Below are 14,207 nucleotides of genomic sequence, written 5' to 3' on the forward strand. Positions count from 1 at the left end.
AAGGAGGTGAAAATAACTTAAGAAATCAGATTGAATAACAAACTCAGGAGGTGCCTTATGGAATCAAAGGTTAGCTCAACATCAGAGAAAATACTGGTGTTGGTTAAAGAAAAGGGTTGCATATCATTCTCAGAGTTAGAATCATGCCTTACTGATTCGTATAATGTAATATTCCTTGCGATTGACAAGTTGGTTCGTGAAAACAAGATCAACCTTCAGCGAAACAGAGCAGATTATCTCCTGTCCACTCCAAGCTTTGGCGTGAAAGTAAGTGACATTGTTATAGACAAGGTCCTAATGCATTAAAAGGTTTGCCAAATCAGATGAGTATTGCTTCTATGTTCAGCACTATGATATTTTATTATTATGATATCGCGGCGGCTGTCAGAGAATGCCTTAAAAGTCCTTAAAAAAAGATACCTTAAGAAAAACCCTCAGGGTAAAGTTGTCGAGAACCCCGCCGGAATGTTTCACCGGGTAGCATTTCACGTTGCACAATCTGAAAGAAAATTCAAAACAGGCAAGAGTACGGAACAAACTGCTGTCAGGTTTTATGAAATGATGTCGAGATTGGAGTTCCTGCCAAACTCCCCGACATTAATGAATGCAGGCAGGGAACTAGGACAACTTTCTGCATGTTTTGTCATCCCAATCGAAGACTCTCTAGATTCCATATTCCAGGCTGTAAAAAATACTGCACTGATACACCAGACAGGGGGAGGCACAGGCTTTTCTTTCAGCAAACTTCGTCCTAAAAACGACCGTGTGTCTACAACAGGGGGCATAGCAAGCGGCCCTGTATCTTTCATGAAGGTATTTAATACAGGCACGGAGGTAATAAGACAGGGTGGAACGCGCCGGGGCGCGAATATGGGTGTCCTGAGGGTTGACCATCCCGACATATTGGAATTTATATGGGCCAAGGATGACCCTAAGGAACTCGTAAATTTTAATATATCAGTGGCTGTTACAGATAATTTCATGAAGGCCGTCAGGCTTGACAGGACTTATCCGCTTCTAAACCCCAGAAATAAAAAGACCGTACGGCATCTAAATGCCAGGGAAGTACTCAAACAGATATCAGCAGCCGCATGGAAGTCCGGGGATCCCGGGATCATCTTCATTGACCATATTAACCGGACAAATCCAACCCCTGAGATCGGGCAGATAGAATCAACAAATCCATGCGGAGAGCAGCCGTTGCTGCCATACGAATCCTGCAATCTCGGCTCCATAAACCTTACGAAAATGCTGCATAAAAAAGGGAATAAATTCAGCATTGATTACGAAAAACTGTCAAGGACAACAGAGGATGCTGTCCGTTTCCTCGATAATGTCATAGAAATTAATCGCTATCCCCTGCCTGAAATTGAAAAGGTCACAAAAGGAAACAGAAAGATTGGGCTTGGCATAATGGGCTTCGCAGATACACTGATATTGCTTGGCATCCCATATAATTCAGAAGATGCGCTGAAAACTGCCGGTGATATTATGGGATTCATACAGCAGGCTTCAAAGAATGCTTCTTATAAGCTGGCAAAAGAAAGGGGCGCATTCCCCAATTATAATAACAGCATTTATTACGGTCCCGGTTCACTTCCCTTAAGGAATGCAACGACCACTACCATAGCGCCGACAGGCACTCTCAGCATAATTGCAGGCTGTTCCGGCGGAATTGAACCCCTCTACGCCGTAAGCTACGCAAGGGATGTGCTCGACAGCATAAGGCTTGTTGAGATTAATCCAATTTTCAGGAGAATAGCCTCGTCTGCCGGAATATATAATGAAGAACTGGTCTCTGCGATATCACGCAGGGAATCAATTCAGGAAATTCCATCAATCCCGGGCGAGATAAAACAATTATTTGTAACGGCATTTGATATTACTCCGTCATGGCATGTACGGATGCAGTCTCAATTTCAGAAGTATGTTGACAATGCAGTCTCAAAGACTATAAATCTTTCTGCAACAGCCTCAGCACAGGATGTGGAAGAGGCATTTCTCACAGCATTCAGACTCGGGTGCAAAGGGGTCACCGTCTTCAGAAATGGAAGCAGGCCGAAACAGGTGCTAAGTTGCACAAATGTTCTGTTATGCTGAGATCAGCGCGGGGGATTCGTCCTCCAGGGGGGATTATGATCAGAAAACCCGCAGTAGCCGGCTACTTTTATCAATCTTCACCGGATGGTTTGAGAAAGCAGGTAGGGAAATTTGTAAATGCTGATGCTGTCCGCATCAAAGCCATCGGTGTGCTTTCTCCTCATGCAGGGCTTATCTACTCAGGAGCAGCAGCAGGGGCGGTATTCTCCAGGGTCCTTCTGCCGGAAACTTTTATTCTGATCGGACCCAATCACACAGGTATGGGGGCGCCAGTCTCAGTGTTTTCTGATGGTGAGTGGTCAATGCCGAACGGGACAGCCGTGGTTGATTCAGTGCTTGCACGGGCTATTACCGGAAAATCGAGATATGCATCAGAAGATTATGATGCACATACAGGAGAACACAGCCTTGAGGTGCAGATACCATTTATTCAATACTTCATCAGGGATGTCAGGATCGTCCCTGTTACAATGATGAGCACTGCACTTGAGATATGCAGGGAGGTAGGTATCGCTATCAGTTCTGCAATCAAAGAGACTCAAAGGGATGTGCTTATAGTTGCAAGCTCTGACATGACCCATTATGAATCCGCCAGGTCAGCCGGGGAAAAGGATCATAAGGCGATAGAAAAGATACTCGCCCTTGATCCGGCAGGCCTTCACCATACTGTAAAGGAGAACGGTATTACCATGTGCGGCTTTGCACCGGCAGTCACAATGCTGTATGCAGCCCTGGAACTGGGCGCAACAACAGCAACTCTCGTAAAATACATGAACTCAGGTGATGTAAGCGGGGATTATGATCAGGTGGTGGGATATGCAGGGATGACAATAAGCTGACAAAATTAACATCACATTCCAAACTCATACTGCAATATGGACAATGCAACAACAGGGGCAGTTTCTGTACGAAGGATCCGGCTTCCGAGAGAAACAGGGGTAAATCCGGCATTCACCGCCATTTCTACCTCCTCATGAGTAAAACCTCCTTCAGGGCCTATAAGTAATATTATAGTCTTTACGCCATCCTCAGCCTCTCTGGCATCACATATTGCCCCTTTTATCCCCTTATTCTTTTCTCCTTCATAAAGCAGGAGGTTTAAATCACCTTTTCTAAATGATGTTATATAATTATGCAGGGAGACCGGAGGCGTTATATCAGGCACATCAAGGCGGTTTGACTGCTGGGCAGCCTCAAGTGCAATCTTCTTCCATCGTCTTAACCTGTCCTCAACCCTTTCCTTTTCTATTTTTACAACAGTCCTCTCTGAAACAAGGGGCGTTATGGAATTAACGCCGAGTTCTGTTGTCTTTTGAATGATAAAATCTATTTTAGGTCCTTTAGGCAGCGACTGAACTAAATGAATTGAAACTGCCGGACATTTTGATTTGCCTGTCGTTTTTATTATTTCACCAACAAACAGATCATGACCTGTATGTGTGGCAAGCACTGCATACTTAGTCCCATCTTCGTCAACACAGAATATCATTTCCCCCTTTTTTATGCGCAATGAGTCACGCAGGTGTTTTAATAGTTCACCTGTTATTCTCACTTTATTATCCGTTAACTGATTTTTATTGATGAAGAATACAGACACGTTTTATCCCCGATAAACACCAGTGTCCGATCATTGTGCAGCTCAGAAAATATCCTTTACCTTCTGAAAGAAGCTGCCGCTTCCGGTATTTATTTCTTCACCGGAGACTCTGGCGTACTCCTCCAGGAGTTCCTTCTGTTTCGGGGTAAGTTTCTTGGGGATCCGGACATCAACTGTTACGATCTGATCACCTGTGCCATACCCCCTGAGGTCAGGAATTCCCTTGCCTTTTATGCGTAGAGCACTGCCTGGCTGAGTGCCAGGCGGTATATTAAGAGACACATCTCCTTTCAGAGTGGGGACTTCGATTTTGGAACCCAGGGCAGCCTGGACGAAACTAACAGGTACCTGGCACAGGACATCATTGCCTTCCCTGACAAAAAAAGGATGCTCTTTAACTGTAATGACAATATAGAGGTCACCGGGAGGTCCGCCGTCAACCCCTGCCTCACCCTCATTGGCAAGCCTCAACCTCGAACCAGATTCAACTCCTGGTGGGACTTTAACGGATAGCGTGCGCTCCTTCTGTATCCTCTTTCTGCCATGACATGTGTCACATGGATCTGTTATGAGGCGCCCCTCTCCATTGCAATGCGAACAGGTCCTTGCGAGTGTGAAAAAACCCTGCTGGAATCTGACCTGACCGGTACCTTTACAGGTAGGGCAAACAGAAAGTTTTGTGGAAGTCTTTGATCCGGTACCGTTGCAGGAGGCACATGCCTCCATTCGTGGTATGCTTATCTTTGTCTCAAAACCAAATGCAGCCTCTTCAAATGATATCCCAAGATTGTATCTTAGATCCGCACCTTTCTGGCTGCGCCTTCCCCGTCTTGTACCAGCACCAAAGAAGTCTTCAAAGATGTCCTCAAATATATCTCCAAAGCCACCGAACCCCTCGCCGCCGCCAAACCCTGCGCCTTCCATCCCATGCCCGAATGTATCATACTTCCGGCGCTTTTCAGGGTCACTCAATATCTCATAGGCCTCATTCGCCTCCTTAAACTTCTCTTCGCCCTCTTTATCTCCCTGCGTCTTATCAGGATGGTAGCTGTGGGCAAGCCTGCGGTAGGCCCTCTTTATATCATCAGCCGTTGCATCACGTCCGACACCAAGCACCTCATAATAATCTCTCTTATTGGCCAACGCTTATCCGCTCCAGAAGCTTTTTCATGTCCAAAATAAATAAGGCGGGAACTGCTTACTTCTTATCCTTATCCACTTCCTCAAAATCCGCATCCACCACATCCTCTTTAGGCTTGCCCTCTGAACCCGGTTCTGCTCCCTCGCCATGCCCTCCGGCCTCAGAACCTCCACCTGCCTGCTGTGCAGATGCCTTCTTGTACATCTCCTCTGCAAGTTTATGAGAAACCGTGCTCAGTTCCTGTATTGCGCTCTTAATTGAATCAACGTCATTGGACTCCAAAGCCTTTTTCGTTTTATCAATAGCAGCCTGGATACTCGTTTTTTCATCCGCTGATACCTTGTCACCAAATTCAGTCAGAGACTTTTCAACGGAATAGACCATATTATCTGCCTCATTCCTGGCCTCAGCAAGCTGTTTCTTTTTCTTATCATCTTCAGCATGAGACTCTGCATCCCTGACCATCTGCTTTATCTCGTCCTCGTTCAATCCGCTCGAGGCAGTAATCCTTATTGACTGCTCTTTACCCGTAGCCTTATCCCTGGCAGATACATGGACTATACCGTTTGCATCAATATCAAATGTCACTTCAATCTGGGGAATGCCGCGCGGTGCAGACGGGATACCCATGAGCTCGAACATCCCAAGCATTTTATTGTCTCCAGCCATCTCCCTTTCACCCTGGCAGACCTTTATCGTCACAGCCGTCTGATTGTCTGCAGCGGTTGAAAAAATCTGACTTTTACGTGTAGGAATGGTACTGTTTCTCTCAATTAATTTTGTAAAGACCCCGCCCAGTGTCTCAATACCGAGTGAAAGAGGCGTCACATCAAGCAGAAGGACATCCTTGACCTCTCCTTTCAATACGCCACCCTGGATTGCAGCCCCTACAGCAACTACCTCATCCGGATTGACGCCCTTATGTGGTTCTTTGTCAAAGAAGTCACGAACCACCTTCTGTACCTTGGGCATCCTTGTCTGTCCTCCAACCAGCACAACCTCATCTATCTCCTTTGCCGTAACACCGGCATCCTGCATTGCCTTGCGGCAGGGAACTACTGAGCCGTCAACCAGGTCGTCTGTGAGCTGTTCCAGCTTCGCCCTTGAAAGCTTCATCGTAAGATGCTTCGGACCTGATGCATCTGCAGTGATGAAAGGAAGATTGATGTCTGTCTCCATTGAAGATGACAGTTCTATCTTTGCCTTTTCAGCAGCCTCCTTCAGTCTCTGAAGGGCCATCTTGTCTTTTCTGAGATCAATCCCCTGATCTTTCCTGAATTCTTCAGCCATCCAGTCAATGATCCGGAGGTCAAAATCGTCCCCTCCAAGGTATGTATTACCATTAGTGGATTTGACCTCAAATACCCCCTCACCAATCTCAAGGATCGAGACATCAAACGTCCCGCCGCCGAGGTCATAAACCGCTATCCTCTCGTCCTTTTTCTTATCAAGACCATACGACAAGGATGCTGCCGTCGGTTCATTTATAATTCTCAGTACATTGAGACCTGAAATGCGCCCTGCGTCTTTCGTGGCCTGTCTCTGGCTGTCGTCAAAGTATGCAGGAACAGTAACTACTGCCTCTGTAACAGTTTCTCCAAGATAATCTTCCGCAGTCTGCTTCATTTTCTGAAGGATCATGGCGGATATCTCTGCCGGACTGTACGCCTTGCCCCTGGCCTCTACATGCGCATCACCGTTAGATGCCTCAACAATCTTATACGGAAGCCTCTTCCTTGCCTCGCTGACTTCCTGTGAGTTAAACTTGCGGCCGATCAGCCTCTTTATTGAAAATATCGTGTTTTCCGGATTTGTTATTGCCTGGCGTTTGGCTATGGCGCCAACCAGCCTCTCACCTTTTTCTGTAAAAGCAACGACAGATGGCGTAGTCCGGCTCCCCTCAGAATTGGGTATAACCACAGGCTCCCCGCCTGTCATGACAGCTACACACGAATTAGTAGTACCAAGATCTATCCCAATAACTTTACCCATGATATTAATCCTCCCTTAATAAGAATAACCAATCCAATTCTATATAATCATCATACGCTGTGATTTCAAGTCTAAATTAAGGTAATTTTTACCCTGCTCCCTTTTTCCTTGCAACACTTACAAGGGAATGCCTCAGGACCCTGTCATTGAGGAGATAACCCTTGCGGAACTCTTCAACTATGATATTATCTTCATGTTTGTCTGACTCTGCCATTGAAACAGCGTGATGCTTCGATGGGTCAAATGCTTGTCCTACAGACTCAATAGATTGAACCCCGTTTTTTTCAAAAACCCCCTTAAACTCCTTCATTGTCAACTCAAGGCCGTCTATAAGAGAGTCAAAATCCTTCTTCTCTCTTGAATGAGTTATCGCACGCTCCATATTGTCAATGACAACCAGAAGGTCGCCAAGTATCTTCTCATTGGCATATTTTACAGAGTCAGTCATCTCCCTGTTCATCCTCTTCCTGAAGTTATCCATCTCTGCAAGAGCCCGTACATATTTATCCTGTAAATCCCTGCACTCAGCCTCTTTCTTCTCCAGAGCCTCACGGATAGAGGCAACACCCTCTTCTCCGGTTGTATCTCCCTCCGGCATATCCCTGTCCCCGGCAGCCGTGTTATCCTCATCATTGAAATAATTATTTTTCACCTTGTTCACCTCCGTTTACCAGAAAATCCATTCTTCAGGCAACTGAATTCATCTCAAACACTAACCTGAGCCCCTCAAGGGTCAGCATCGGGTTAATCTCTTTTATACTTCTTGTATGTGATGAAATCAATTCAGCCAGTCCACCGGTTGCTATAACATAGGGTTCTCCGGTTATCTCTTTTTTCATCCTTTCGACCAACTCATCTACCAGCCCGGAATAACCATATATGATACCGGATTGAATGCTGGAGACAGTGTCTGTGCCTATCACTGTCTCAGGCAGTTCCAGTGATATCTTTGGAAGCTTTGCCGCCCTCTGTGACAATGCATCCAGAGAGATCATAATACCCGGGACAATGACACCACCCAGATATTCTGAATCCTTACTGACTGCGCAAAGTGTTGTCGCCGTTCCAAAATCAATGATTATAACAGGTCCTCCGTAAATAGTACAGGCTGCAACAACATTCACAATACGGTCAGCGCCTACTTCCTTTGGGTTTTTGTAGCCTATCTTTATGCCTGTCCTGGTATTTTCATCTACAAACAGAGGGGTAACCTTAAAATACCTTTCCACCATCTTCCTGATTGTGGTTGAGAGAAGCGGAACTACAGAGGCAATAATAACAGAGTCTATGGCCCTTACCCCGGCATTGGCAGATTTGACAGCCTCACGGAAGAGTATGCCGTATTCATCGGCAGTCTTATGCTGATCCGAATTTATGCGCCAGTAATCAATGAGATTCTGATTCTCATATAACCCGAACACTATATTTGTATTTCCAACATCTATAGCAAGTAGCATAGCCTTTCTACCTTATTATTGATACATCCCCTGCATATATAATCCTTTTTCCGCTTCCGTCAAGGTTCAGGACAAGTCCGCCCTCAGGTGTAAGGTCTTCTGCAACTCCCGTGATCTCTTCACCCGGCAGAGAGACCCTGATGCGCCTGTCAAGGATATCACATCCTTTGCGCCATCTGCTGAAGATTGACATTACTCCGCCATTCCTGAGCTCTTCATAGTCCTCTTCCAGTATTTCAATCAGCATCAACAGCAGGTCCGTGCGGTCCACCTTCTTTCCAAGGCATTCTGCAAGAGATGTTGCCGGCATTCGAAGCCCGTCAGGAAAATCTCTCTCTTTCATATTAACATTAATACCTATCCCTGCCACAATATGGTTTATACGTTCCTGTTCCGCATTCATCTCCATCAGGATGCCGGAAACCTTCTTCCTGTCAATCAGTATGTCATTCGGCCACTTGATTTGTGTCCTGAGGCCTGTAACCTCAGTAATCGCCCTCGCTGTCGAAACTGCAGACATCATGGTCATCACAGGGGAATATTGCGGCGACAGATCCGGTCTAAACAGTATTGAAAGGTATATATTTACATATTTTGGAGAAACCCATGTCCGGCCCATCCGTCCTTTGCCGTGCGACTGTCCTTCTGACAGAACCACGAGGCCTTCTGCGGCCCCGCTTCCCGCCTTCTCCATTGCAACATTATTGGTGGAATCAACCTCATCAAAAAAGAGGATTTCTTTCCCGATAATCCGCTTACCCACCCTTGTTCTTATATCATCAGGAGAGAGCCGGTCAGGTATTTCTATAAGTCTGTATCCTCTGGAAGGGATGCTCTCTATTACGTACCCTTTCTTTCTTAAAGATTCGATGTGCTTCCAGACTGCGCTCCTTGTGAGCTTTATCTTGCTGCTGATGTGCTGGCCTGATACGAAGCTATCGCTGTTGTTCTTGAGTATACTGATAATCAGGTTATCTATTTGATATGTCTGCTTCATCCGAAAATCACCGTCCAAATCCCCCCTCTCCCCCCTTTAATAAAGAGGGGAGCTGATTTCCCTCTTTTATACAGAGAAGAATTACTTTCCCCCTTTGTAAAGTGTGGGAACTGATTTCCCCCTTTGTAAAGGGGGACTAAGGGGGATTTTCATCTGTCTTTGTGAGCCCTGAGCTGTGAGCGTGCCGAACAGTCGAAGGGTTCATGACGGTTCACTCGAAAATCCCTGTATACCCGTCATTCCCACGGAACCTGTCCCCGCATGATTTAAGCGGGAAGTGGGAATCCAGAACCAGGCCACCGTTCTGGATTCCCGCTTACGCGGGAATGACGTTTTCATTAACCCTGGTGAGCCTGAGGCCATGACGGTTCACTCGAAAATCCCTGTATACCCGTCATTCCCACGGAACCTGTCCCTGCAGGATTTAAGCGGGGAGTGGGAATCCAGAACCAGGCCCCGGTCTGGATTCCCGCTTACGCGGGAATAACGTTTTCGTGAACCCTGGTGAGCCTGAGGCCATGACGGTCCACCTGAAAACGCTCCTGTGAAAATGCACCCTTAAACACTGCTAATGATGTTTTATACCTTCGCAATGTCCATACTTATATTTGCCCAGTCCGCCGCATGTGTCAATGCGCCGACAGATATAAGGTCCACGCCTGTTAATGCAACATCCCTGACCCTGTCAAGTCTCATGCCACCTGAAGCCTCTATCACTATCTTTCGATCAGACTGCTCCCTGATAATCCTGACAGCTTCCCGCATCATCGGGGCATCCATATTATCGAGCATGATAATGTCCGCCCCACCCTGCACGGCATCAATTACCTCATCAAGATCTTTTACTTCTATTTCAATTCTCAATGTGTGAGGACAATTATTCTTTGCCGCGGATAAGGCCTCTCTCACCCCTCCGGCAAGCTCAATATGATTTTCCTTTATCAGGACTCCGTCAGACAAGCCATATCTGTGATTGGCACAGCCTCCAACCCTCACGGCATATTTTTCGAGACTCCTGAGTCCTGGAGTTGTCTTCCTGGTGTCCACAATACGTACAGGCAGGTCTTTTACTGCGTCTGAAAATTTTCTGGACAGCGTAGAAATGCCGGAGAGCCTCTGCAGGAAATTAAGGGCCGTCCGCTCTCCTGACAGAAGCGCCCTCCCCTTACCGGATACTCTGGCTACGACAGTCCCAGCGCTGACCAAATCCCCGTCTGATGCAAACACCTGGAAACGTGCATCTCTGTCGAGCCTCCTGAACACTGCGCCTGCCACGTCAATCCCCGCCAATACAATGTTTTCTTCCGCAGTGATAATCCCCCTGGCAACAATGTTGTCAGGAACTGACAAGGATGAAGTAATATCACCATGACCCATGTCTTCTGACAAGGCAGCATCTATAGTTTGTTCTATTTCAATTGCTGATAAAAGGCTTTTTAATTCAACCATGAAAGGTTTGACTCGATTCTCTCTTTTTGATCCATCAATTCCTTATGCTTCTCCTTCTCTTTCAGAACAACATCCTGCGGCGCCCTGGCAACGAAGCTCTCGTTTGACAGTTTCTTCTCTATCCGGATGATTTCGTCGCAGATACCCTTTAATCTCTTTTCAAGGAGCCCCTTCTCTTTGTCTATATCAATAATTCCCGTTAGAGGAAGATAGATCTCACCGCCTGCAAAGATCATAATCGCTGAAAGCTCCGGGCGCTTAATATCTGCGCCTGTTACAACATTGCCGGCAGAGGATAGCCTCTTAATGTAGTCCATCTGTCCCTCAATCAATTTCAGCGCTGCATCGTCGTCAATCTTAAGGTAGACGTCAACTTCTCTGGAAGGTGGGATATTAAGCTCTGACCTGAGGCTCCGGATATTCTTTATGATTTCCATAACTGATGACATCCTGGATTCAGCGTCCACATCCATTAATGCGGCATCTGCAACCGGATACGGAGCCTTCATGACTGACGAACCGTGAAGCTGCTGCCATATCTCTTCCGTAATGAAAGGCATGAAGGGATGGAGCATACGCAGTGAGGCATCAAGTACATTGCCCAGCACAGCAACTGTATTATCCTTTATGCTGCCGCCTTCCTGCATCTGTATCTTTGCAAACTCTACATACCAGTCACAAAACTCCCGCCAGAAAAAACCGTACATTGTGCCTGCGGCAAGGTCAAACCTGTACTCGCCAAGCATCTGTGTAACATCTCTGACTGTCCGGTTGAGGCGGCTTAGGATCCACTTGTCAGGCAGTGTCAACGCTGCCAGGTCAGGGCTCACAGACACATCCTGCATATTCATAAAAATAAACCTTGCAGCATTCCATATCTTATTGCCGAAATTCCTGTAGCCCCCGATACGTTCTTCCGAGAGCTTTATATCCCGCCCCGGTGAGGCCATTGACGCAAGGGTGTATCTCAGTGCATCCGTGCCATACTTATCCATAATGATAAGCGGGTCAATGACATTCCCCCTTGACTTGCTCATCTTCTGACCCTCGGCATCCCTCACAAGGGCATGTATGCAGACATCCCGGAACGGGACATCTCCCATAAACCTGATCCCCATCATCATCATCCTGGCTACCCAGAAAAAAAGGATATCAAATCCAGTCACAAGCACTGATGTAGGATAGAACCGCTTAAGGTCTCCGGTCTCCTTTGGCCATCCGAGGGTTGAAAACGGCCATAGTGCAGAGGAAAACCATGTGTCCAGCACATCTTCGTCCTGCCTGATTCCTGTACTCCCGCAGTGGCTGCATGATGACGGCTCAGTCCTGGAAACGGTAACAGCAGGGCATTTGTCGCAATACCACGCAGGTATCTGATGTCCCCACCAAATCTGCCTTGAAATACACCAGTCCTTAATATTATTCATCCATTCAAAATATGTATTCTCCCATCCCTTTGGAATAAACCGGACTGAACCATCCTCTGCAGCCTTTATTGCCGGCTCAGCCAGTGTCTTCATCCTGACAAACCACTGCTTTGATATGTTAGGTTCTATTATAGTCTTGCAGCGGTAGCAATGGCCTACTGCATGAGCATAATCCTCTTCCTTAACCAGGGCTCCGCTGTCAGTCATATCCTTAAGGATTGCCTTTCTGCACTGGAAACGATCCATTCCCATGTATGGACCGGCTTCGTTATTCATGACACCATCATCATCCATGACCTTTATCCTTGGCAGGCCATGCCGGCTGCCTGCCTCAAAGTCATTCGGGTCATGGGCAGGCGTAATTTTTAATGCGCCTGTGCCGAATTCCATATCAACGATATCATCCGCAATAACAGGTATCTCCCTGCCGATAACAGGAAGAATCAGCTTCCTGCCTATAAAATCCCTGTACCTCTCATCCTGTGGATTTACGGCAACTGCCGCATCGCCAGGTATTGTCTCAGGTCTTGTGGTAGCAACTATCAGAGAACCGGAGCCGTCTGAAAGGTCATAGCGCACATGATATAATTTGCCGCGGAGATTCTCATGTTCCACCTCCAGGTCAGACAATGCAGTCATGCATCTCGGACACCAGTTTATTATGTAACTGTCACGGAATATCAGGCCTTCCTCATAGAGGCGCACAAAGACCTCCCGCACAGCCTCTGACATTCCCTTATCCATTGTAAAACGCTCCCTGCTCCAGTCGCAGGAACCGCCAAGGCGCTTCAACTGATAAACAATCGTGCGTCCGTACTGCTCCCGCCATTCCCAGACCTTTTCAACAAATCTCTTCCTGCCGTACTCACTTCTTGAGCTTCCTTCTGAAGCAAGCTGACGTTCAACCACATTCTGAGTTGCGATACCGGCATGGTCCGTACCAGGCAGCCAAAGGGTATTAAATCCGGACATCCTCTTCCACCGGACAATAATATCCTGTATGGTGGTATTGAGGGCATGTCCCATATGGAGTGAACCGGTAATGTTAGGGGGCGGGATTACTACGGAAAACAAAGGACGGCCTTCATCGTGATTTGCCCGGAAATAGCCATTGTCCTCCCAGAATTTATACCACTTCTCTTCTACCTCTTTGGGCTCGTATATCTTATTCAGTACCTTTGAGTCGCTCAATTTCTTTTAATATCTCTCTCTCTGCTATATCAGGCAGGATCTCTCTCACTACCCTTTCCGCCACATCAGCAGCAATCTTCCTGACCATAGTCTCTATCATTTCATCAGTTATCCTGCTTTTTACCTCTGCCTCAACATTTTCAATACTGTACATAAAGGCCGGCGCTGCCTTTTCATGCTCATCAGGCTGCCCTGGCCTGTCATCGTGCTCTTTGACATCCACTGCAGTTTCTGTTTCCGCATGTTCTGATGTCATTGGACACATGACGGTTTCATCTGCACACAGAGTCTCCTCATTCATGGCGTTTTCCATTTCAGGAACATTAATAATACCTGTCAGCATTTCAGTGACATCAAAAGACCCTGCCTGAATATTCTCTTCAATGACGTCTTCCTTAATCTCTGACGCCTTCTTTTCTGAGACCTCCCACCCGAGCAGTTCCTCAATATTCTTCAGTGATTCCTTTACTTCTTCCGGAGGAACTGCCTCTTTCTCAAGGTACTCCTTAAGTGTGTTGACAAGCCTTGTCGGGTCAATAGGTTTGTTCACAATCCCGTAATCCAGGGATACTTCAGAGATTTTATTGAGTAATGGTTCTTCACTTTCAGCAAGAAATATAATGGGTATACTCCTGTATTTCGGATTCTCCCTGATAAACTGACTGACCTCAACACCATTAATACCCGGCAGGGACGGGTTCACAACGATTACATCCGGTACAAATTTGTCTATTGCTTCCATTGCGGAAACGCCATCACCAACCGCCTCTACCTCAAACCCCTCCAACTTAAGGAAATATGACGCTACCTGCTGCACTACGCCGTCTGAGTCTGCAACAAGAATCCGTTTCCCCAT

The 14,207-nt window shown here is 46.7% G+C and carries 12 protein-coding genes; 3 read left to right on the forward strand and 9 right to left on the reverse strand.

Translation table 11 applies throughout. From position 1 onward, the window contains the following. Positions 1–57: 57 nt before the first annotated feature. From IT393_08215 to amrB, 3 genes are read left to right on the forward strand one after another with little or no spacing between them, the layout of a single operon-like run. Entirely contained in the window at positions 58–306 is a 249-nt protein-coding gene (locus tag IT393_08215; GenBank protein MCC7202625.1) for a hypothetical protein, read from the forward strand. 60 nt (positions 307–366) lie between these two features. Further along, positions 367–2,100: an adenosylcobalamin-dependent ribonucleoside-diphosphate reductase gene (locus IT393_08220; protein ID MCC7202626.1), complete on the forward strand. Its 1,734-nt coding sequence runs from the start codon at positions 367–369 to the stop codon at positions 2,098–2,100. Positions 2,101–2,135: 35 nt separating this feature from the next. Continuing rightward, positions 2,136–2,939: an AmmeMemoRadiSam system protein B gene (gene amrB, locus IT393_08225; protein MCC7202627.1), complete on the forward strand. Its 804-nt coding sequence runs from the start codon at positions 2,136–2,138 to the stop codon at positions 2,937–2,939. Positions 2,940–2,950: 11 nt separating this feature from the next. Here the strand turns inward: amrB and IT393_08230 are convergent, their stop codons facing one another. The 9 genes from IT393_08230 to IT393_08270 all read right to left on the reverse strand — a co-directional run bounded on the left by IT393_08230 (position 2,951) and on the right by IT393_08270 (position 14,207). Further along, positions 2,951–3,652, reverse strand: coding sequence for a 16S rRNA (uracil(1498)-N(3))-methyltransferase (locus IT393_08230; protein ID MCC7202628.1), 702 nt, complete (start codon positions 3,650–3,652; stop codon positions 2,951–2,953). Positions 3,653–3,739: 87 nt separating this feature from the next. Then, entirely contained in the window at positions 3,740–4,840 is a 1,101-nt protein-coding gene (dnaJ, locus tag IT393_08235) for a molecular chaperone DnaJ (GenBank protein ID MCC7202629.1), read from the reverse strand. 55 nt (positions 4,841–4,895) lie between these two features. Beyond that, entirely contained in the window at positions 4,896–6,830 is a 1,935-nt protein-coding gene (dnaK, locus tag IT393_08240) for a molecular chaperone DnaK (GenBank protein ID MCC7202630.1), read from the reverse strand. A gap of 88 nt (positions 6,831–6,918) precedes the next feature. Continuing rightward, positions 6,919–7,482: a nucleotide exchange factor GrpE gene (grpE, locus tag IT393_08245; GenBank protein ID MCC7202631.1), complete on the reverse strand. Its 564-nt coding sequence runs from the start codon at positions 7,480–7,482 to the stop codon at positions 6,919–6,921. 34 nt (positions 7,483–7,516) lie between these two features. Continuing rightward, positions 7,517–8,287, reverse strand: a complete 771-nt coding sequence (locus IT393_08250) for a type III pantothenate kinase (protein ID MCC7202632.1) — start codon at positions 8,285–8,287, stop codon at positions 7,517–7,519. Positions 8,288–8,294: 7 nt separating this feature from the next. After that, positions 8,295–9,284, reverse strand: a complete 990-nt coding sequence (locus IT393_08255; protein ID MCC7202633.1) for a biotin--[acetyl-CoA-carboxylase] ligase — start codon at positions 9,282–9,284, stop codon at positions 8,295–8,297. Between the two features lie 579 nt (positions 9,285–9,863). Next, entirely contained in the window at positions 9,864–10,733 is an 870-nt protein-coding gene (nadC, locus tag IT393_08260) for a carboxylating nicotinate-nucleotide diphosphorylase (GenBank protein MCC7202634.1), read from the reverse strand. Continuing rightward, positions 10,721–13,351, reverse strand: a complete 2,631-nt coding sequence (locus IT393_08265) for a valine--tRNA ligase (protein ID MCC7202635.1) — start codon at positions 13,349–13,351, stop codon at positions 10,721–10,723. The genes nadC and IT393_08265 overlap by 13 nt, the downstream gene beginning before the upstream one ends. After that, positions 13,326–14,207 carry a response regulator gene (locus tag IT393_08270; GenBank protein ID MCC7202636.1) on the reverse strand — a complete coding sequence of 294 codons (882 nt, stop codon included), beginning with the start codon at positions 14,205–14,207 and terminating at the stop codon, positions 13,326–13,328. The genes IT393_08265 and IT393_08270 overlap by 26 nt, the downstream gene beginning before the upstream one ends.

It is taken from the genome of Nitrospirota bacterium (assembly GCA_020851375.1).
Taxonomy (GTDB): Bacteria; Nitrospirota; 9FT-COMBO-42-15; order HDB-SIOI813; family HDB-SIOI813; genus RBG-16-43-11.

Bases quoted from the DNA above. Each gene is read 5' to 3' on its own strand.
- dnaK (MCC7202630.1), bottom strand. From the start codon at position 6,830: ATGGGTAAAGTTATTGGGATAGATCTTGGTACTACTAATTCGTGTGTA.
- IT393_08220 (MCC7202626.1), top strand. From the start codon at position 367: ATGATATCGCGGCGGCTGTCAGAGAATGCCTTAAAAGTCCTTAAAAAA.
- IT393_08270 (MCC7202636.1), bottom strand. From the start codon at position 14,207: ATGGGGAAACGGATTCTTGTTGCAGACTCAGACGGCGTAGTGCAGCAG.
- IT393_08255 (MCC7202633.1), bottom strand. From the start codon at position 9,284: ATGAAGCAGACATATCAAATAGATAACCTGATTATCAGTATACTCAAG.
- IT393_08250 (MCC7202632.1), bottom strand. From the start codon at position 8,287: ATGCTACTTGCTATAGATGTTGGAAATACAAATATAGTGTTCGGGTTA.
- IT393_08215 (MCC7202625.1), top strand. From the start codon at position 58: ATGGAATCAAAGGTTAGCTCAACATCAGAGAAAATACTGGTGTTGGTT.
- amrB (MCC7202627.1), top strand. From the start codon at position 2,136: ATGATCAGAAAACCCGCAGTAGCCGGCTACTTTTATCAATCTTCACCG.
- nadC (MCC7202634.1), bottom strand. From the start codon at position 10,733: ATGGTTGAATTAAAAAGCCTTTTATCAGCAATTGAAATAGAACAAACT.